The organism is Nocardioides astragali (assembly GCF_024436375.1).
Taxonomy (GTDB): Bacteria; Actinomycetota; Actinomycetes; order Propionibacteriales; family Nocardioidaceae; genus Nocardioides; species Nocardioides astragali.
Genome location: NZ_JAFMZM010000004.1, coordinates 148,827 through 168,663, shown reverse-complemented (window position 1 = coordinate 168,663; position 19,837 = coordinate 148,827). Strand labels below are relative to the sequence as shown.

The window sequence follows — 19,837 nt, the reverse complement described above, 5'->3', positions numbered from 1 at the left end:
TGTGCGAGCGGACCTCGACCTAGCCGAAAGGCGTCCAGTCGTCCCAGCCGGCCCACCAGCGCCGGTCCTCATCGAGCAGCCCCACCAGCCCAGCGGCGGTCGCCAGCACCTCGCCGACCGTCTCGAGCGAGATCCGGCCCTCGGCCCGCTGGTGGTGGAGGTCCTCGACGTCCTTCCACTCCCGCCGACCGTCGGGATGGATGATCAGGTCCAGGCCGTGGTCACCTGTGTCGTAGCCGCCCGGCACGCGCGTGAGCGGCGGCTCGAAGTTGACGTACCAGTGACGGAACGTGCCGTCGGTGTCGAAGAACTTCCACACGCCGTACGCCGTGCCGGCCCGGGTGAGGTGGAGGACGGTCGAGCCGCCCCACTGCGCGTGTGCGCGCCACGGATGCGACCCGAACGGGTGGTCGGGGAAGGTGAACGGCGACCCCGGGTCGAGCCGCGTCGCCAGGACGTCGCCGTCGTCGGCGACCACCGTCACGGGGTGCGAGAGCCACAGCTCGCCGTGGAGCACCTCGCGTCGCGAGATCACCTCGCCGGGCGCGAACATCAGAACTCGTAGCCGAAGGTCTCGATCGTGTCCGCGAACACCGTCGCCACCCGCTCGCGCGAGGCGTCGGTGTAGAGCTCCCGGTAGTGCCCCGCCGGGCGAGCGTTGCCCTTGGCGCGCGGCAGGTCCGGCGTACCGGGCAGGGCGAGCTGCTCCCAGACCTCGCGGAGCTCGGCGTCGAGGCTCTCGTAGCGCAGCACCCGGTCGAGCGCCATCTTGCCGCCGATGCGGTAGAGCCGGCGGTTGTTGGCCAGCTGCTCGATCCAGATCTCCTGGACGTAGGCCTCGAAGTCCGGCAGCTCGGGGCGGTCCTTGTACTTCCAGAAGTAGAGCGAGACGACCGCGTCCCACGGGTTCCGCTCGATCGCGAAGGTGAAGTAGTCGGCGAACGCCTCCGCCCCGACCAGGTCTCGCGTGGCCTTGGCGCCCATGTGGTTGTAGGCCTTGCGCGGCAGAGGCGGCGACTCGAAGTTCTGCGGCGCCCGGCCACCGGCGGCCTGGCGCAGCGCCTCGTCCTCGGGGCTGATCTCGGTGATGATGTCGTCGGGTCCGCACACCTTGGACAGGGCGATCTCCACGCTCGTTCCCGCCGTCTTGCGGGTCTTGAGGAAGATGAAGCGGTGTCGGTGGGACGCAATCACGGGGATGACCCTATCCGTCCGGCGCCGCGGATACGGTGGCTGCCGTGACCGAGCCCCGGACAGCCACAGGCGAGCACTTCCGGGGCGACGACTGGTATGGCGACGACCTCGGCGCGGCCCGTTTCGTCGAGTGCACCTTCACCGACGTCGACCTCTCCGAGGCCACCACGTCGGGCGCGACGTTCGAGCGGTGCACCTTCCACGGCGGGCGCTTCAACGCCTCGACCCACACCGCGACCGCGTTCGTCGGCTGCGACTTCCGGCGTACGTCGTTCTTCGACGCGACGCTCGACGGCTGCAAGCTGGTCGGCAGCGTCTTCTCCGAGTGCGTGCTCCGACCGCTCACGGTGACCGGCGGCTCGTGGCTCGGCGTCACGATCCGCGGCACGAACCTCTCGCGGCTCGACCTCTCTGGTGTGGACCTCCGCGAGGCCGACCTGTCGATGTCCGACCTCACCCTCGCCACCCTGGCCCGGGCTCGGCTCGACCGTGCGCTGCTGAGGGAGGCCAACCTCGACCGAGCCGACCTGCGCGGCGCGAGCCTCGACGGCGTCGACCTCTCCGCGGCCGTGCTCAAGGGGACCCGGCTCGACCTCGCCGGCGCCGTGCTCCTCGCGGAGCTCCACGGCGCCGCTGTCGACACCTCCGCCTGACGACTGGGTGCGCGTCGTGGTCGCCTGCCGCGCGTCATGCCGCGCGTCGAGCGGACCGGGGGCCGCTCAAGCCGCCCCGTGGAGGCGGGCCCGCAGGCCGTCGATGACCAGCGCGAGCCCCAGGTCGAAGTCGGGCAGCGACTCCAGGGACCGCTCGACCGCGCCGAGGCTGACCGCCTGGCGCGCGGTCTGCTCCTCGAAGGCGTGCCCGAAGACGTAGTGGACCAGCGTCCGCGACGCGACGGCCACCAGCTCGTCCGGAACGTCGGCGGAGGTGAGGATCGCCTCCATCTCCTTCACCGGCGCCTCCGCGCCGAGGCCGAAGGCCCACACCGTGGCGACGACGTCGGCGCCGTCGGTACAGGCGAGCATCGCGTGGCGCAGCTCCGAGCAGACCTCGCGCAGCTGGTCGGGCCACTCAGCCGCCGTCCTCGGACGGGCACCACGGGCCAGGATCTCGTCGGCGACCGCAGCGAGCAGCGCCTGCTTGCTGGCGAAGTGGTGGTAGATCGCGCTCGGCTGCACGCCGAGCTCGGCCCCCAGCCTGCGCATGGTCAGCGCGGCGAGTCCGTGGGTGTCGAGCAGGGTGACGGCGTGCGCCAGCACGTCGCTGCGGTTGTGAGCCACACACCCTCCTGGCCTGGGTCCTACGTCGACGAGGCGTTCGCGACCACCCTAACCTGAACGCCGTTCAGGTCGCGGTCAGCGGCTGGTTGACGAACCACCGGTGCCCGAACGGGTCGCGGAACACCGCCACCCGCCCCGCAGGCGGGCTGTCCTCCGGGCCCCGGTCCAGCGTGACGCCGGACCCGACCACGCGCTCGCAGACCGCATCGACGTCGTCGACCTCGAGGTGCAGCGAGATCGCCGCACCGCGGGACGTGTCGGGCGCCGCCACTCCGGCGCTCGCGAACTCGTCGGACATCATCCAGCGCCCGTCACCGACGGCGAGCTCGACGTGACCGATGCGGCCGTCGTCCATGACGATCGGCTCGAACACCACCTGGGCTCCGAGCACGTCGACGTACCACTCGATCGAGCGGCGCGCGTCGGCGACGCAGATGTACGGCGTCAGCTCACCCATGCCGCCACCTCACCAGCCGGGCGGTCGTCTGTCCAGCCATGGGGCAGCCGCCTCGACCTGCGCGGCGACCGACAGCAACAGCTCCTCCTCGGCCGGCCGCGCGGCCAGCATCACCCCGACCGGCAGGCCGTCGCCGGTCATGTGCAGCGGCAGCGAGACGGCCGGCATCCCGGTGACGTTCCACGCACTGGTCCAGGGCGTGAAGGCCTTCTGGTTGGCGAAGTCGCGCGCGGGGTCGGCGTCGTCGCGCAACGCTCCGACCTCGACCGGAGGGGCCGCGAGGGTCGGGGTGAGGACGACGTCGTACGGCGCCAGCGACGCCAGCGCGGCCGCCGCGTGCTGGCGCAGCCGACCGATGGCCAGCCCGAACTCCGGGCCGCTGACCGCGTGCCCGCGCTCGGCGAGCCAGCGGGTCAGCGGACGGAGCCGGTCCTCGCGACCCGGCGGCGCCGGCGACAGCGCGGTGAGCACCGCCCAACAGGTCTCGAAGTCGGCGACCGCCTCGGGTGGGATCGGGACCGCCACGCCCTCGACGTCGTGGCCGAGCGACTCCAGCAGCCGGGACGCGTCATCCCAGGCGAGGACGCTCGACGGGGCGACGGTGGTGTCGGTGATGACGGGGACGGCGAAGCGCCCGACACGGAGCCTGCCGGGGTCCCGGTCACACGCCGCGAGGAAGGATGCGGACGGCGGCGGCGCCCAGAAGGGGTCACCGACCCGACGGCCGGCCAGGACGTCGAGCAGCGCCGCCGCGTCGCGGACCGTACGCGCGAGCGTGCCGGCGGTCGCGAGACCGACGGGGTCGCCGTACATCGGGGCTCCGCTGACCCGCCCGCGCGAAGGCTTGAGGCCGACGAGTCCGCAGCAGGAGGCGGGGATCCGGATGGAGCCGCCCCCGTCGGAGCCGGGCGCGACCGGCAGCAGCCCGGCGGCGACCGCGGCCGCGGCACCACCGGACGACCCGCCGGCGGTGCGCGTGGTGTCCCACGGTGTCACCGCAGGCGGGGCGACGTCGGGCTCGGTGTAGCAGGGCGAGCCGAACTCCGGGGTGTTCGTCTTGCCGAGGCTCGGCATGCCCGCCGCCTCGATCGAGACGACGAGCTCGTCGGACACCTGCGGCACGAAGTCGTCGTACGCCGCCGAGCCGAAGGTGGTGCGCACCCCGGCCGTGGGGTGCAGGTCCTTGATGGCCGTGGGGACGCCCCAGAGCGGACCGGCGTCCGCAGGTCGTCCCGTCACAGTGAGCCGGCGCGCATGGTCACGAGCCAGCTCGTGGGTGGTCGTGACGAACGCACCGACCCGGTCGGCACGGCCGGCGTAGTGCTCGACCAGCTCGAGCGGCGACACGTCACCGTTGCGTACGGCGTCGCCCTGCTCGAGCGCGGTCAGGTCGTGCAGCACACGCCGACCGTACCGGCCCACAGGCCAGTTGGCCGGGCTCGGTCGGTCCGGGTCAGGCGACGGCGGCCTCGACCTGGTGGGCGACGAGGTCGTCGAGGGCACCGAGCAGGCGTTGGACCGACGCCTCGTCGGCCAGCGGGTCACCCTCGAGGGCGGCCACGTCGACGACGATCCCGTCGACGACCACGGCTCCGGCGATGGTGGCGGAGTGACGGGCGTGCTCGTGCGACCACTTGCCGCCGTACGGCGTCGGGGTGGCGCCGATGGCCGCGAAGGGCTTGCCGACGATGGCGCCCTGGCCGTAGGGGCGCGACAGCCAGTCGATGGCGTTGTTGAGGACGGCCGGCATGGTGCCGTTGTACTCCGGCGTTACCGCGAGGACGCGGTCCGCGGAGGCGACGGCCTGGCGCAGCGCGGAGGCGCTGGCGGGCGCGGTCTCGCCGTCGAGCTCCTCGGTGTAGAACGGGACGTCGTCGAGGCCCTCGACGACGTCGACGGTGACACCCGCGGGGGCGTGGTCGCGGAGGTGCTCGGCGATGCGGCGGTTGAGGCTTCCGGCGCGGGTGGAGCCGAGCAGGACGGCGACACGGGTCTGCTTGTCAGTAGTCATGCAGGCTTAAACGGACCGCGGTCCGCTTCTATTCCGATGCGGACGAAGTTTCTCCGTGCCTAGGCTGGCGGCGTGACCCGACTGCTCCCCCTGGCCGACGAGCCCGCCCGGGAGCGGGCCGACGCGGCGCGCAACCGCGAGGCCATCCTCGCAGCGGCGCTCCGCCTGGTGGAGACGCAGGGGGTCGACAGCGTGACGATGGACACGGTCGCGTCGGAGGCCGGGGTCGGCAAGGGGACGTTGTTCCGGCGCTTCGAGAGCCGCGAGGGCCTGATGGCCGCGGTGCTGAACACGTCCGAGACGCAGTGGCAGGCATCGGTGCTCTCGGGCCCCCCGCCGCTCGGGCCGGGCGCCCCGGCGATGGAGCGGCTGCTGGCGTTCGGTCACTCGCGACTGCGGACCAACCTCACGCACGCCTCCCTCATCGAGGCCGCCGGCAAGGCGGGCCAACGGTCGGTGGCCGCGATGTCGTTCGCCAACCTGCACGCGCGCTACCTTCTCCGCGAGCTGGGCGTCGACGGCGACCTGCAGCTGCTCGCCACGGCCCTGCTCGCACCACTCGAGGCGGTGGTGCTGGAGCAGCAGGTCACCCGCGACCGGATCCCGGTCGAGCGGGTCGAGGCGGGCTGGGACGACCTCGTACGCCGAGTGGTCGGCGCCTGAGCTCAGCGGTGGTGGCGCCGCAGGCCGAAGGTCAGCCCGTCCACCAGCGCACCCCACGAGGCCTCGATCACGTTGGCGCCGACGCCGACGGTGACCCAGGACGACTCGCCGTCGGTGGTCTCGATGAGCACGCGGGTGATGGCGTCCGTGCCGTGGCCCTGGTCGAGGATGCGGACCTTGTAGTCGATCAGCTCGAACTTCGCGACCTCGGGGAAGGCCTGGCCGATCGCCTCGCGCAGTGCGGCGTCGAGGGCGTTGACGGGGCCGTTGCCCTCACCCGTGACGACGTACCTGACGCCCTCCGCCCGTAGCTTCACCGTCGCCTCGGAGATCGCCTCGCCGTCGGGACGGGTCTCGGTGATCACCCGCCACGACTCGACGTCGAAGTACGACGGACGGGTGCCCTCGACCTCCTCGGCGAGCAGCAGCTCGAAGGACGCGTCGGCCGCCTCGAAGGTGTGGCCGTTCTGCTCCATCTCCTTGACCCGCGCCGTCACACGGGTGACCAGCTCGCGGTCGTCGGACAGGTCGTAGCCGAGCTCGCGGCCCTTGAGCTCGATCGAGGCGCGGCCGGCCATGTCCGAGACGAGCAGGCGCATGTCGTTGCCGACGCCGACCGGGTCCATGTGCTGGTAGAGGTTGGGGTCGACCTTGATCGCACTCGCATGGAGCCCGGCCTTGTGCGCGAACGCCGACGTTCCGACGTAGGGCTGGCGTGAGGCGGGCGGGACGTTGGTGACCTCGGCGACGGCGTGGGCGATGCGGGTGGCGTCTCGGAGCAGGCCGGGGGGCAGGACGTTGCGGTCGAGCTTGAGCTCGAGGTTGGCGACGACGGTGACGAGGTCGGCGTTGCCGGTGCGCTCGCCGTAGCCGTTGATGCAGCCCTGGACGTGCGTCGCGCCGGCGGCGACGGCGGCGAGGGAGTTGGCGACGGCGCACCCGCTGTCGTTGTGGGCGTGGATGCCGACGCGCGCGCCGGTCGACTCGATCACGTCGAGGACGACGTCGGAGACCCAGTCGGGCAGCATGCCGCCGTTGGTGTCGCAGAGCGCGACGACCTCGGCACCGGCCTCGGCCGCGGTGCGCAGCACCTCCAGGGCGTACGCCCGGTTGCCGCGGTAGCCGTCGAAGAAGTGCTCCGCGTCGAGGAAGACGGTCTGCCCCTCCTCGCGCAGGTGGGTGACGGTGTCGCACACCATCGCGAGGTTCTCCTCCAGCGTGGTGCGCAACGCGAGCTCGACGTGGCGGTCGTGCGACTTGGCCACCAGGGTGACGACACCCGCCCCGCTGTCGCGCAGGGCGGCGACCAGCGGATCGTCCGCGGCTCGTACGCCCGCGCGCCGGGTCGCGCCGAACGCCGCGAGCTTGGCGTGGCGCAGCTCCAGCTCCTGACCGGCGCGGCGGAAGAACTCGGTGTCCTTGGGGTTGGAGCCCGGCCAGCCGCCCTCGATGTAGCCCACACCCAGGTCGTCGAGCTGCCTGGCGATGCTCAGCTTGTCGGCGACGGACAGGTTGAGCCCCTCCTGCTGGGCGCCGTCGCGCAGGGTGGTGTCGTAGACGTGGAACGCGCCGTGCAGGTCCATCGGAAGTTCTCTCGGTCAGTGGGTACAAAAAAACCTCCTGGGGTGCAGGAGGTCGGCGCGGCGGGGAGTCCCGTCGCGCTAGGCAATGAAGATCGTGCTGGTGGTCACGAGACGATGGTGCCCGATTCGCTCGGCGTGAGATCGACGTCTCGCGATCCGGTCCGAAGCCGGACGCCTGGCGTCCGCGACGCGTGCGAGGCTGCCGGGATGACGCGGGCGACCGAGGCAGCGACGACATGGCGGCAGGCGCTCTCCTGGCGGATGGAGCGCCAGTTCCTCGAACCGGTGGGCACCGCGTCGCCCGCCGACGTCGTACGCCGCCTGGGTGCGGTGCTCGCGATGGACGAGTCCCTCGCCGAGCTCGCCGTGCGCACGCGCCGGCAGGTGTCGCAGCCGGGCGAGTTGGCACGTGCGCTGGACGACGGCGAGGTGATCAAGATGTTCGCGCTCCGCGGGGCCATGCACTACCTGTCCCCCCAGGAGGGCGGCACCTACCTGGCACTCCGGGCCGCCGGTCGCCAGTGGGAGCTGCAGAGCTGGGTCGACCACTACCGGCTCACTCCCTCGGACTGGCCCGACTTCCGGGCCGCGGTGCGCGAGGCCCTGGCCGACGGACCGCTGACCGTGCCCGAGCTGGGCCAAGCGCTGGCCCGGCAGCGTGCCTACCGTCACCTGCAGCCGGTCTTCGACGAGGGCGCGGGCACCCTGATCAAGCCGCTGACGTGGCAGGGGGACGCGAGCCTGGGCGCGGTCCGTGACGGACAGCGCCTTCTGCACAGCCTCGCCGACAACCCGAGGTGGGCGGGCATCCCGGACCTCGACGAGGCCGGTCCGCGAGCGATCACCGCCTACTTCCGGACCTACGGACCGGCACCGCTCGACAACCTCCACCACTGGCTCGGCGACGGGCTGAGCGCCGGTCGGAAGCGGCTCGGGAGCTGGCTCGCCGAGCTCGGGGACCGACTGGTCCCGATCGACCTGGAGGGCACCGAGGCGTACGTCCTGCACGAGGACGTCGATGCGCTGGCGCTCGCACGGCCGTCCGCGGCGGTGCGCTTCCTCCCCGGGCACGACCAGTGGGTGATGGGTCCAGGGACCAAGGACGTCCACGTCACCCCGTCACCGCGACGCGACCTGATGACACGCAAGGCCAACCCGGTGACCGCCGGCGGGGTCGTGTGCGGCACCTGGTCGCGCCGACGTGACGAGCTGACGGTGACGTGGCTGGACGATCGCCCACGGCCCGACGCGGCGCTCGAGGAGGAGGCCGGCCGGTTGGCCGGGATCCTCGGTGCGGACCTCCGGTTGGTCCTGACGTCCTAGCCCCGTGGGCACAGACCGGATCAGTCGGGAGGGAAGACGCAGAACTCGTTGCCCTCGGGGTCGGCCAGCACGGTCCACGTCGGCTGGTCCCACAGGTGGGTCGCGCCGCGCGCCAGCAGGTCGTCGACGCGTCCGACGACGTCCCAGTGCAGGCGGTTTGGCTCCGTCCTCGGCTCGGGGACGGGATTGAAGTCGAGCGTCATCCGCTCGTCGACCGCGACGCCGGTGAGGGTCCAGCCGTCGTACGTCATGTCGTGCTCGGGGTCGGCGCCGAAGGCCTCGCCCCACCAGCGCGCGAGGGTCTCGGGGTCGCGGCAGTCGATGCCGATCCCGTGCAGCCGGTAGTCGGGGAGCCGGTCGGCGCTCCGGACGAACGCGCAGAACTCGTTGCCCTCCGGGTCTGCCATCACGGTCCATCCGACGCCGGTCTCCTCCGACGGCGCCAGCACGCGAGCCCCCAGGGCGACCAGCTCCGCGACCGAGGCGCAGTCGATGTCGAGGTGGGTGCGGTTCTTGGTGCGGTGCGGTCGGTCGACGGGATTGACCCAGAGCGTGTGCTTGCTCGTCGGGCCCGCGAGGCGAGCCGGCGGCTCGGCGTCGGCGACCTCCAGCCCGCTGACCGCGGCCCAGAAGCGCGTCTGCGCGTCCACGTCGAGGGCGTCGATGCAGAGGTCCTGCCACGTCACCAGGCTCATGCCCGCATTCAAGCAGTCGGTGCCGACAGCCATGATGGCCATGTGGAGGCACGCGAGAGGCTGCAGGAGGCGCGGCGTCGGACGACGTCGCGCCTCGCGAGCCTGACGAGCGACTTCGACGACGTCGTCGCGGCGTCCCTCGACACCAACGCCGACGACGAGCACGACCCCGAGGGCCACACCATCGCGTTCGAGCGCTCGCAGATCGGCGCGCTGGTCCAGCAGGTGCGCCACCACCTGGCCGAGGTGGACGCCGCACTCGCCCGCCTCGACGCGGGGACGTACGGCGTGTGCGAGCGCTGCGGCGAGCCGGTCGGCGAGGCCCGGCTCGAGGCCCTGCCGGCCGCGCGGACGTGCATCGGCTGCGCCGCGCGTGAGCGCCGCTGATCGGGCACGATGTCGGCATGGCCGAGCGCGTGAGCTTCCCCAGCACCTCCGGCGAGACGCTCGCGGGTCTCCTCGACCTCCCGGAGGGAGATGTCCGGGGCTGGGGTGTGTTCTCCCACGGCTTCACCCTCGGCAAGGACTGCCCCGCGGCCGCGCGGATCTGCAAGCAGCTCGCGGCGGAAGGCATCGGGATGCTGCGCTTCGACAACCTCGGCCTCGGCGACTCCGAGGGCGACTGGGGCGACGGGTCCTTCTCCCACAAGGTCGCCGACACCGCGCAGGCCGCGCGCTTCCTGGAGTCGACCGGGCGCCACGTCGAGCTCCTGGTGGGCCACTCGTTCGGCGGCGCGGCGGTGATCGCCGCGGCACGCGACGTCCCCCAGGCTCGGGCGATCGCGACCGTCGGCGCGCCGTACGACCCCTCCCACGTCGAGCACCAGTACGACGCCGTGGTCGAGCGGGTGCTGGCCGAGGGCGAGGCACCCGCGCGGTTCGGCAACAAGACCCTGCAGCTGAAGCGTGAGTTCGTCGAGGACGTACGCCGCGCGCACCTGCACGACGCGATCGTCGGCCTGCGTCGGCCGCTGCTGGTGATGCACTCCCCCACCGACAACACTGTCGGCATCGCCAACGCGAGCGAGATCTTCAAGGCGGCCCGGCACCCGCGCAGCTTCGTCTCGCTCGAGGGGTCTGACCACCTCCTCACCGCACCGGGCCAGGCCAAGCGGGCGGCGCGGATCATCAGTGCGTGGGCGGACCAGTACCTGGTGGACTGAGGGCCAGCACGGAGATCCTCCGATCAGCGGAACCGCGCCGTGTAGGTCTGGCTGGTCGCGGGAGCGATGATGTTGTGGGTCTGCGTACCCCCGTCGGACCAGGACACGAACTGGTAGGACTTGGAGCCCTTCTTCTGGGGCGACGGGGCACTGATCGAGTTGCTGGATCCGACGATGACCGTCCTGGTGAATGATGCCTTGGACGTGCTGCTTCCGACGGTGAGGGACAGCCCACCCGGGTTGGTCTGGAACGTCAGCGAGACCGTGCGCGGATCCAGCCGGACGGTCTGGGTGGCCGACATTCCGCCGGAGTCGGTCGCGGTGAGCCGCAGCTCGAGGTGCGAGGGGTACTCGTGGTCCGGAGCGGTGAACGAGGCGCCGGCGACCCCGGCCCACGTCTGGATCTCGTGGCTGTGGCAGTTCGACGGACAGTGCTGCATCAGCAGCTTCCACGACAGCGCCGACGGCGGCAGGGTGCCGTCCTGGGCGTCGGTCGCTGAGCCGGAGAAGCTGATGACGTCGCCGACCTTCCAGGTGGTCCCGGACGCGGGCGTGCTGATGGTGGGCGTCGGAGCCGTGTTGCCGACCGAGATGACGACCGTGTCCGAGGCCGTGGAGCCCTTGCTGTCGGTGACCCGCAGCGACGCCGCGTAGGTGCCGGAGACGGTGTAGGTGTACGTCGGCTGTGGGCTCGTCGAGTCGTCGAAAGCCCCGTCGGCGTCGAGGTCCCAGGCGTAGGTGATGACGTCGCCGGTGTCCGGGTCGTGCGACGCTGTCCCGTCGAACGCCACGGTGAGCGGAGCCGCCCCGGAGGTGGGCGTCGCGGTGGCCACGGCCACTGGCGCCTGGTTGCTGGACTGGTAGGTGATGCGCCGGATCGTCCCGCCGTCGAAGTCGACGTAGAACAGGTCGCCGCCGGGTCCGACCTGCAGGTTGACGGGGTTCGCCGCACCTGAGACGAAGGTCCGCACGAGACCGGGGGCTGGCTTGCCGTCGGCTCCCTTGGGCATGACCCAGATGCAGTCGCGGGAGTAGTCGGCGAAGAAGAGCGCGTCGTCGTACTCGGCGGGATAGGAGTGCTGGCCGGCAGCGAACTCGAACTGCAGTCCGGCGATCGAGGAGCTCCCGACCGGGCACGACTCGTTGGGCACGACACGGGCGTTGTGGTGGTAGGCGTGGAACGGTGCCGTCACCGCCCCGGGCGAGGCGTACAGGTTCTCGCAGATGCTCAGGTTGGCGCCGTCGTAACCCGCCTGGCGCTGCGCGCCCTCGTAGCAGGGCCACCCGAAGTTCTGCATCTGGCCGGCCGAGGGGATGACGTTGATCTCCTCCCAGTCGTTCCAGCCGACGTCACCCACCCAGATCTCGTTCGTCCCCGGCCGGGCGGTGATCCGGAAGGGGTTGCGCAACCCGTAGGAGATGATGCGGCGAGCGTTCGGGTCCGCGGAGGACGCCAACGGGTTGCCCGCCACGCCGGCACCAGTAGCGCGGTCCACGCGGATCACGGTGCCGTCGAGGGACACCGGATCCGTCGAGGTGCGGAGGTCCTGGCTGCGCAAGGCACCACCCTCGGCCGTCGGGGGGATGAGGGGCGTCCCCGCGGCGCCCGGCGGGTCACCACACGGATTCACCGGGGACCCGTCCTGCCCGTAGTCGACGAAGTTGAAGCTCGCGCCGTCGCCGCCACTGGCATACAGGGCACCGTCGGCGCCGAACTCGATGCTGCCCACCGAGTGGCTCGGGTACTGCTGGCACCAGTCCTCGATCAGCACCTGCTCCGGGCCGGTGCTGGTGTTGCCCGCTGCCTGCAACCGGGACAGTCGCCCGCTGACGACACACCCGTCAGCAGTGGCACCCGGTGGGTTCGGACAGGGGTCGGAGTACACACCCGGGGTTCCCCAGCGCGGGGCGGCGGCGGAGGATCCCAGGACGTGGTCGTAGGTGTAGAGCACATAGACGTACGGTTCGGCCGGGAAGCCGGGGTCGAGCGCCATCCCCAACAGTCCTCGGTCCCAGAAGTTGTGCACGTTGACGTTGAGGTCGGCGAAGACGTCGGGCGTCGTGTCGGTGAGCGAGTCGAAGACCTTGATGACGCCCCGCTTCTCGGCGACGAACACGCGGCCGTCGGGGGCGAACTGCACCGCGGTCGGGTTCGTCAGACCGGTGAGGACCACCGTCTCCTGGAAACCGGAGGGCAGAGCGCCACGTGCGTCTGTGCTCCCCAGCGCGACAGCGGTGACGCTGGTGGAGGCCAGCAGAGTGGCGAGCAGCATCCGCCACCGGGCCGGCGAGCCCGCTGTGGATCCGGGACCTCTGACGGCGCGCCCCGTTCCCCGAATGATCCCCACGCGAGTCATGGCCTCGCCCTCCTCGAGCACGTGGACGACGTCCTCCCGCCATCAGCATCGACGCGGACGTCGAGCGGCGCATACCGCGTGTTGGGCATGTTCCTGCGGCGCGGAGACGGGGCACCTCGAGGCAGCGGATGAGTCGTCGTGGACTGGTCCACCGCGCGAAATTCGGTACGTTTTCGCGTGTTCAGCCGAAAACGCACACGCCGCGCGCGGACACTCGAGGCATGAACGGCGGCACGTTCGACGAGCGGACCGAGGTGATTCGTGAGCTGCAGGAAGCAGCTGACGACTTCGCCGACCGTGCGCTGTCCCAGGAAGCCCGCCGCGACGGTGCTCCGCCGGGGACCGTCGCGCAGCACCAGTTCGCACACTCCGCCACGCTCTGGCGCACGGCCGAGAGCCGGCTCCGCACCCGGATCCAGGAGCTCGAGCTCGAGTCCGCGGCACAGCTGCTTGCCGGCGTCTCCGTCCCGGACCGCCTCACCAGGCGCCGGAAGGCGCGGCACCCCGCCGCGTAGACGAGACGAACCCCGGACCGGCGGCGGGGGCGGGAGCCTCCGCTGCCGGGCCGGGGTCCTCGTCCGGGCGTGTTCGGGCTACGGGATGTCGCGGTAGCTCGTCCAGGCCGTCTGCATCCGGGTGGCCTGGCCGGGCGTGAACTCGTACATGCAGGCGTCGTAGGTGTAGTCCATGAAGTTGTGGATCGGATCCACGCCGGGGTCGACGCCCGTGTCCGTGCACGTGTCGCGACCGATCGGGCACTGGAAGGCCGGTGAGGCCTCGGCGGCCGTGTCGTCGACGTAGTCGCCCGGCTCGGTGCACCCGCCCTGGAAGGTGTGGTAGAGCTCGAGCCAGTGGCCGACCTCGTGGGTCGCGGTGTCGCCCTCGCCATAGACCGAATCTCGCGTTGTGTCACCGGTGTCGCCCTTGACGCCGGGCAGGGTGCGGTAGTCGAGCACGACCCCGTCGAGGTACTGCGGCAGCGGGTTGCCCTCGGTGGCGGCGGGGTCGAAGCTGGACGGGTAGTAGGCCCAGCCGAGCAGGAACTGCGCGAGCGAGGCGGTGTAGATGTTCAGCGTCTCCGAGTCGCTGTCGCCGTAGAAGTACTGCTTCATCTTCACCTCCTTGCCACTGCCGCGGTAGTAGCGCGGCGTCGCCCCGTTGGCGGAGACGAGGTTGAACCACTCGGGCTGGGCCTTGCGCTCGATGTCCTCGAGCACGAAGGAGAACCCGGTGCCGGCGTAGGCCTTGTTGAGCACCTGGATCTGCTTGTTGATCCGGGCGTCGGACAGATAGCCCCCGCCCTGGCCGACGTCCTTGTAGACGACGTTGAAGCGGACCGGGATGGTGACCGGCGCGAACGCGGCGGCCGTGGTGTCCCGGCCGCCCTTGCCCCGGGCGGACGTGGCGGCCTTGACCGCCTTGGCGAGCGGATCCTTGTGCACGGTGTGCAGGTCGTCACGCGGGATGGTGCCCGCGGGGGCGTCCGCGAGATCGCCGTAGTCGATGCAGTCGGTGCTGTCCCCGGCCGGTGCCGCCGCGACCGGGTGGGCCAGGCCGACGCCGAGGGTGAGTGCGGTCATCGCGACGCCGATCCGGCGCCCGACAATGCTTACGCTGAGGTTCATGTGGTCCCTTTCAACGCTGTGGTTGGGGGACCGTAGCGCTGCGAGACCGAGTGGGGAAGACCCTTGAGGGGGGACCCGACAGCACGTCACTCCGGTACGGCACCTACCAGCTGAGGAAGCAACCACGGAGCTATCCAGCCCTGGACGCCGGAAGGTGTCAGGTGGAGGCCGTCGGAACGGACCTGGTAGCCGCCGGCAGTCCAGGTGAAGCGACCCTCCGGGGAGACTCGTCGGCCGAGCTCGATCACGGTCACGTTCGGATGGCGGCTCGCGACGCCGCGCAACAGGTCGTTCCAGGCGGTCACCCGCTCTGGCTCGTCCTCCGGGTACAGACTCCCGTCCAGCTGTTCGCCGCGCCGGTTGTAGGGCTCGGTCGCGAGCAGCACGTGCGCCCCCCGCGCTCCGGCCACGCGGATGGCCAGCTCGAGCTCGGCACGCAGGTGGGCGTCGAACTCGGGATCGCCGATGTGCGTCCACCGTCCGTCCAGGACCCGGTCCATGGTCTCCCACCGCCCGACCAGGATGAACGCGACGTCCGGATCGTCCCGGGCGACGGCAGCCTGCCAGATCCTGGGCCAGCTCCGGCATGTCGGCATCAACCCGGGATAGTCGCGGCCGAAGTAGCGGAAGGGGGCAGTCCTGCTCACCCCGCAGCCCATGAGCGTACGGTCGCGCACGTCGAGCTCCGGATGGTCGGGCAGGTAGTTCACCAGCGTCCAGGCGACCGAGTCGCCGAACACGTCGACCACCACCGGCTGTCCGGGACGCCGGTGATGCAGGGGTGGCGTCGCAGGGGACTGACGCGGGCCGGTCCTCTTCGTGGACGGACTCCTCCCGCGGTCATCGGCGACACCGTCGCCCTCCAGGAATCGGTCCACCGCGTCGACGACCGACACCTCCGCCGGCTGCGCCGGAAGCGCAGGCGGCGCGGTCGTGGCGACCAGCACCACCGCCCCGGCCGCGACCGCGAGCCCGGTCGCGGTCGCGGCGAAGGCTGGCCGCCTCAGCCGCACCCGGAGCTGGATCGGGCGCTCGACGAGCACGTACGACATGGACGCGATGGCCACGGTGAGGAGGCAACGCACCGTGAACAGGGGCAGCCCGCTCAGTCCGGTCCGATCGGCGTTGGCGGCGATGAACACCGGCCAGTGCCACAGGTAGACGCCGTACGAGATCCGGCCGAGCGCCGGCAGTGGTGGCACCGAGAGCAAGCGGGCGGACCACCCTGACGGGACCAGCACCACGTGCGCGATCACTGCCGCCACCGCGAGTGCGAACAAGGCCATTCCTCCGTGGTAGAGCACGTCGTCCGTGCCTGACAGACGGGTCGACGCCCACACCGTGCCCGCTGCCGCCACCGCTGCCGCCCCACCCAGGCCCACTCGACGCCACCCTGCGGTGACCATCCGCGGGGTGGCGGACGCCGCCGTCAGGCCGCCCGGCTCGGCGCGCCGTTCGCTCCGGAGCGCCAGCAGGACTGCGAGCGCAGCCCCGATCAGGAGTCCGGAACCGCGGGTGTCGGTCCCGTAGTAGGCCCGGCCCGGGTCGTCCGGGGAGTACGCCGCCGCGAGTGCCGCCGTCGAAGCCAACGCTCCCGTGCCGCACACGACGAGGAGCCACCACAGGTGGGCTCGACCGCCCGCCTGAGCTCGCTTCGACGTAGGGCGGCGCCGCCCCCGACACAGCACCGCACACAGCACCAGTGGCCACAGCAGGTAGAACTGCTCCTCGATGCCCAGCGACCAGGTGTGCTGCAGCGGCGACGGCGCAGACGTCTGCGCGAAGTAGTCACCACCACGGGAGCTCATCCGCCAGTTCGCGACGTAGAAGAGGGCCGCCAACCCGTCACCGCGGAGCAACCGAACCTCCTGGGGCGGCAGCAGCGCCCGAGCCCCGATCGCCACGGCCGTGACCATCAGGAGCAGCGCCGGCAGCAGACGCCGTGCCCGGCGTCCCCAGAACGCAGCCAGGTCGATCCGTCGTCCGCTCCGAGTCCACTCGGCCAGCAGGAGCGCCGTGATCAGATAGCCGGAGAGCACGAAGAACGCGTCCACGCCGAGGAAGCCGCCGCTCGCCCACGGCAGCCCGCCGTGAAAGCCAAGGACCGCCGTGACGGCCACGGCCCGGATCCCGTCCAGCGCGGGTACGTGGCGCGAAGCCTTGAGGACGACATCGACCTGATGGCGGTCACGAGCCTCCTGAGGAGCAGCGAGTGCTTGTGCGTGAACCATGACGACCCTCCCTGAAGTCGTGCCATCAGCGGCTTCCCCACACTCGTTCCGCGCGAGGGGCTTGTCATGGGTCGCGAGTCCCGACACCCCCGGGACATCAAGGCGCGCCCTGAGCGATAGCCTCCGACCGTCCGCGTCGTTGAACACGTATGGGCGCACTCCGGTGGGCACGCGACGCGATCAGGGCGGAGGAGCCGTGATGGGTTGCGACACACCTCGCCGCCCCCGTCGTTGGGGTGACGACGGTGCCCACCTGCGGGCGCACCCCTCCAGCGTCGGCACGGCGCGCAGGATGGTGCGCGACGTCCTGACGGAGGCACGGCGCGAGGACCTGGTCGAGACCGCGCAGCTCCTGGTCAGTGAGGTGGTGACGAATGCGCTCGTGCATGCGGGCACGCCCATCGACTTCCACGCGTCCGTCGGAGATGCCGGGCTCCGCGTCGAGGTGACGGACGGCAGCACGCAGCCGCCCGCCCCGCGCACCTACGCGACGACGGCCGGCACCGGGCGAGGGCTGCGCCTGCTCCACCAGCTCGTCGACGACTGGGGAACCCTCGCCCACCAGGACGGCAAGACGGTGTGGTTCGAGATCGACTCCGGCACCCGCCTGGAGGAGATCGCCTCGTCGCCCCCTCCGGACGCCGAGGCCGCCAGCACGTCTCCCGGTGCGCCGGGCGAGGACGCGGTCGACGTCGTCCTGCTCAACGTGCCGCTCCTGCTGCACACCGCGTGGCAGGAGCACGCTGAGGAGCTGCTCCGCGAGTACCTGCTCGTCAGCCTCGACGCCGACGACCCTACGGATGCCCTGGAGGCGCACGCGGCGGCCAGTGACGCCATCTCCCTCCTGCACCAGCACGTGCCCGATCCCCATCTCGGCGACGACCCGGAGGAGCTGATGGCGCACGCGGTCGAACCCGGGGTGTCGTCGCCGCGGGAGGTGCTCCGCGTGCCTCGCCCCTCCGTCCCCCACTTCGCCGTCCTCGACGCGGCCATGGACTCGGCCCTCGCGCTGGCAGACTCTGGCGCGTTCCTGACTCCTCCGATCCAGCCCGAGCTACGTGGCCTGCGACGCTGGCTGTGCCGGGAGGTGTCTCGACAGGTCGACGGCCAGCCGCCGACGTCGTGGTCGAGCGACCCCGAGGCTGTCCCGGTCGTCACACACCAGGAGATTCCGGGAGGGGACGAGGTGTCCGCGTCCGAGGGGGAGGCCGTGATCGCCGCGGACGACACGAACCGGATCGTGGTCGTCAGCCCGGATGCCTGCGAGCTGCTCGGTTACCAGGACCCGGCCGAGCTGCTGGGCCGGCGGCTGGTGGCGATCATCCCCGCCCGCTACCACCAGGCGCACCTGGCCGGGTTCACCCTGCACCTCAGCAACGGGCGCCGTCCTCTCCTGGACCGTCCCGTCGTCGTCCCGGTGCTGCGGAGGGACGGCCGTGAGGTCGTGGTCGAGCTGCTGGTCGAGTCTCGGCGGAGGTCCGCCGGTGGGCGACTCTTCGTCGCCCGGATGCGCCCGGTCCCGCTGCACCGGCCGTGAGGTCAGAGCCAGCCGGGAAGGCGTACGTCCGAGAGGGGCGCCGAGTCGTCGGGGGTCCACACCGGCCCCTGCGCGGATGCGGCCGCGCCGAGGAAGGACGCCCCGGCGGCGACCATGAGCGTGACCAACAGCCACGCCACGCCGCGCCGGGCGAGCGGGTCGACGGCTCTGTGGACCGGTGAGCGCAGGCGCTCGGATCCGGGCCCCCACCACAGCCCGATCGTGAACGCGGCCCCGATGACAGCGAGCGACGTGGTGATCGACACCGACGCGGCGAAGCAGAGCAGGGCGAAGGCAGCACCGATGCCCAGGCTCCACAGCAGCAGGACCAGGGTCCCGCCCAGCCCGGCCAGCACGTGCCAGGGAGCGGCGAGGAGGAGCTGGATGCCGTCGTACCACTTGATGCCGCGCCGGCTCCGACGGTTGCCCGCCGACGCGGCGGCCCTCGAGCCGCTGCGGAGCAGCCAGACGGTGAAGAAGATGGCGGCGAGGGCGACGTAGGGGGCGAAGGTGATGCCGGCCGTCGCGACACCTCCGACGGCCAGCAGCGTCAGAGCCCGCCGCAGCCGCTCCCCCGCCGGCACGCGCTCCCGGACGGGGCCGTACTCCGAGGAGACGTACTCCGTGGTGCCGTCGGGCAGGACGCGCGTCTGGCGATGGGGTTCCGTCCCTGCATCTCCCCCGTCCTGGGTGAGGCGGTCGTCGTAGAAGTCGTCGAGGGGCGAGCTCCACTCGTCCGACCAGTGCACCGTGTCCTCGGCTGCCGGAGCCACGCCGGTGCCGATGCGCGTCGGCGCGGCGAGGTCGTCGTACATCGAGGTCACCATCGGCTGCGTCATCGGCGCGGCGGGGCGGGGCGGGCGGCCACCGGCCAGGTCCTCCAGCCAGTCGCGCACCTCGTCGAGCGACGGGCGGTCCTCGGCTGCGGGGGCCAGGGCCTCCTCGACCAGCGGAAGCATCGCGGGGTCGAGACCGGAGAGGTCGTGCTCGCCGCGTCGGACGCGGTCCATGACCGCCACGGACGGACCACGGCCGAAGGGGGCGCGGCCGGTGCCCGCGAAGGCGACCGTCGCCGCCCACGCGTGCACGTCGGAGGCGGCGGTGGCGTCGTCGCCGTAGAGGATCTCGGGCGCCAGGTAGCCCGGCGTGCCGAGCAGCCAACCGGTCATCGTGATCCGGGAGTCGTCGGCGACCCGGGCCAGGCCGAAGTCGATGAGGATCGGCGTGCGGCCCTCCATGATCACGTTGGACGGCTTGATGTCGCGGTGCAGCACCCCGACGTCGTGGACCGCCTCGAGCGCCTCGCCGAGGCAGTCGGCGAACCACACCAGGTCGTCGCCGGTGAGCGGCCCCTCCTCCTGCACGTGGTCGTGCAGCGACAGGCCGGGGACGTAGCGCGTGGCGACGAAGGGGATCTCGCCCCACGGGTCGGCGTCGACGATCTCGGCGATGCGACGGCTGCGGACCCGGCTCAGCGAGCTGACCTCGCGGGCCAGCCGGCGGCGGGCCTCGTCGTCGCCGACGATGTGCGGGCGCAGCACCTTGATCGCGACCGGCCGCTCCCCCGGCTTCTGGCCGAGGTGGACGACGCCCATGCCGCCCTCGCCGAGCCGGGCACGCAACGCGTAGCCGCCCACCGTCAGGCCGGGCGGCGGCGCCTTCGGGGACGTCGTCACGACACGAGGATACGGGCGGCGCCGAGCGATCCGGTCGATCCC

19 protein-coding genes are annotated in these 19,837 nt (G+C 71.7%); 7 read left to right on the top strand and 12 right to left on the bottom strand.

Annotated features, from left to right (window positions below):
• Positions 1–19 precede the first annotated feature (19 nt).
• The gene (locus J3P44_RS14070; RefSeq protein ID WP_255891064.1) at positions 20–553 is read right to left on the bottom strand and encodes a ribonuclease FAU-1 family protein; all 534 of its coding nucleotides are present in this window, start codon (positions 551–553) and stop codon (positions 20–22) included.
• Complete coding sequence (locus J3P44_RS14065; RefSeq protein ID WP_255891063.1) at positions 553–1,194, bottom strand: sulfotransferase family protein; 642 nt, start codon at positions 1,192–1,194, stop codon at positions 553–555. The genes J3P44_RS14070 and J3P44_RS14065 overlap by 1 nt, the downstream gene beginning before the upstream one ends.
• A 44-nt stretch (positions 1,195–1,238) precedes the next feature.
• Here J3P44_RS14065 and J3P44_RS25545 point away from each other — a divergent pair, with 44 nt between their 5' ends.
• Positions 1,239–1,847, top strand: a complete 609-nt coding sequence (locus J3P44_RS25545; RefSeq protein ID WP_255891062.1) for a pentapeptide repeat-containing protein — start codon at positions 1,239–1,241, stop codon at positions 1,845–1,847.
• Positions 1,848–1,913: 66 nt separating this feature from the next.
• Here J3P44_RS25545 and J3P44_RS14055 read toward each other — a convergent pair whose 3' ends face one another.
• The 4 genes from J3P44_RS14055 to J3P44_RS14040 form a co-directional block, all read right to left on the bottom strand.
• A complete protein-coding gene (locus J3P44_RS14055) occupies positions 1,914–2,474 on the bottom strand; it encodes a TetR family transcriptional regulator (protein WP_255891061.1) in 561 nt (186 codons plus the stop codon).
• Positions 2,475–2,538: 64 nt separating this feature from the next.
• Positions 2,539–2,931: a VOC family protein gene (locus J3P44_RS14050; protein ID WP_255891060.1), complete on the bottom strand. Its 393-nt coding sequence runs from the start codon at positions 2,929–2,931 to the stop codon at positions 2,539–2,541.
• A 9-nt stretch (positions 2,932–2,940) separates the two neighbouring features.
• Positions 2,941–4,332 carry an amidase gene (locus J3P44_RS14045; RefSeq protein ID WP_255891059.1) on the bottom strand — a complete coding sequence of 464 codons (1,392 nt, stop codon included), beginning with the start codon at positions 4,330–4,332 and terminating at the stop codon, positions 2,941–2,943.
• Between the two features lie 52 nt (positions 4,333–4,384).
• Positions 4,385–4,942, bottom strand: coding sequence for an NADPH-dependent FMN reductase (locus J3P44_RS14040; RefSeq protein WP_255891058.1), 558 nt, complete (start codon positions 4,940–4,942; stop codon positions 4,385–4,387).
• A 72-nt stretch (positions 4,943–5,014) separates the two neighbouring features.
• Between J3P44_RS14040 and J3P44_RS14035 the strand changes: the two genes are divergently transcribed.
• Positions 5,015–5,605, top strand: coding sequence for a TetR/AcrR family transcriptional regulator (locus J3P44_RS14035; protein ID WP_255891057.1), 591 nt, complete (start codon positions 5,015–5,017; stop codon positions 5,603–5,605).
• A 2-nt stretch (positions 5,606–5,607) separates the two neighbouring features.
• Here the strand turns inward: J3P44_RS14035 and cimA are convergent, their stop codons facing one another.
• Positions 5,608–7,188, bottom strand: a complete 1,581-nt coding sequence (gene cimA, locus J3P44_RS14030) for a citramalate synthase (RefSeq protein WP_255891056.1) — start codon at positions 7,186–7,188, stop codon at positions 5,608–5,610.
• A 207-nt stretch (positions 7,189–7,395) separates the two neighbouring features.
• On the opposite strand from cimA, the gene J3P44_RS14025 reads away from it, so the two are divergent.
• Complete coding sequence (locus J3P44_RS14025) at positions 7,396–8,511, top strand: DNA glycosylase AlkZ-like family protein (RefSeq protein ID WP_255891055.1); 1,116 nt, start codon at positions 7,396–7,398, stop codon at positions 8,509–8,511.
• A 20-nt stretch (positions 8,512–8,531) separates the two neighbouring features.
• On the opposite strand, the gene J3P44_RS14020 is transcribed toward J3P44_RS14025, so the two are convergent.
• Positions 8,532–9,206, bottom strand: coding sequence for a VOC family protein (locus J3P44_RS14020; protein WP_255891054.1), 675 nt, complete (start codon positions 9,204–9,206; stop codon positions 8,532–8,534).
• A gap of 42 nt (positions 9,207–9,248) precedes the next feature.
• Between J3P44_RS14020 and J3P44_RS14015 the strand changes: the two genes are divergently transcribed.
• A complete protein-coding gene (locus tag J3P44_RS14015; RefSeq protein ID WP_255891053.1) occupies positions 9,249–9,593 on the top strand; it encodes a TraR/DksA family transcriptional regulator in 345 nt (114 codons plus the stop codon).
• 17 nt (positions 9,594–9,610) lie between these two features.
• Positions 9,611–10,369 carry an alpha/beta hydrolase family protein gene (locus J3P44_RS14010; RefSeq protein WP_255891052.1) on the top strand — a complete coding sequence of 253 codons (759 nt, stop codon included), beginning with the start codon at positions 9,611–9,613 and terminating at the stop codon, positions 10,367–10,369.
• Positions 10,370–10,392: 23 nt separating this feature from the next.
• Here the strand turns inward: J3P44_RS14010 and J3P44_RS14005 are convergent, their stop codons facing one another.
• The gene (locus tag J3P44_RS14005) at positions 10,393–12,642 is read right to left on the bottom strand and encodes a PQQ-dependent sugar dehydrogenase (protein WP_255891051.1); all 2,250 of its coding nucleotides are present in this window, start codon (positions 12,640–12,642) and stop codon (positions 10,393–10,395) included.
• A 305-nt stretch (positions 12,643–12,947) separates the two neighbouring features.
• Here J3P44_RS14005 and J3P44_RS14000 point away from each other — a divergent pair, with 305 nt between their 5' ends.
• On the top strand, positions 12,948–13,241 hold the full coding sequence (locus J3P44_RS14000; RefSeq protein ID WP_255891050.1) for a hypothetical protein: 294 nt from the start codon (positions 12,948–12,950) through the stop codon (positions 13,239–13,241).
• 78 nt (positions 13,242–13,319) lie between these two features.
• On the opposite strand, the gene J3P44_RS13995 is transcribed toward J3P44_RS14000, so the two are convergent.
• Together J3P44_RS13995 and J3P44_RS13990 are read right to left on the bottom strand one after the other, a co-directional pair.
• The gene (locus J3P44_RS13995; protein ID WP_255891048.1) at positions 13,320–14,351 is read right to left on the bottom strand and encodes a zinc metalloprotease; all 1,032 of its coding nucleotides are present in this window, start codon (positions 14,349–14,351) and stop codon (positions 13,320–13,322) included.
• An 86-nt stretch (positions 14,352–14,437) separates the two neighbouring features.
• The gene (locus J3P44_RS13990) at positions 14,438–16,582 is read right to left on the bottom strand and encodes an acyltransferase family protein (RefSeq protein ID WP_255891047.1); all 2,145 of its coding nucleotides are present in this window, start codon (positions 16,580–16,582) and stop codon (positions 14,438–14,440) included.
• Positions 16,583–16,781: 199 nt separating this feature from the next.
• Here J3P44_RS13990 and J3P44_RS13985 point away from each other — a divergent pair, with 199 nt between their 5' ends.
• Positions 16,782–18,119: a PAS domain S-box protein gene (locus J3P44_RS13985; RefSeq protein WP_255891046.1), complete on the top strand. Its 1,338-nt coding sequence runs from the start codon at positions 16,782–16,784 to the stop codon at positions 18,117–18,119.
• A gap of 2 nt (positions 18,120–18,121) precedes the next feature.
• On the opposite strand, the gene J3P44_RS13980 is transcribed toward J3P44_RS13985, so the two are convergent.
• Positions 18,122–19,795: a serine/threonine-protein kinase gene (locus tag J3P44_RS13980; protein WP_255891045.1), complete on the bottom strand. Its 1,674-nt coding sequence runs from the start codon at positions 19,793–19,795 to the stop codon at positions 18,122–18,124.
• Positions 19,796–19,837 lie beyond the last annotated feature (42 nt).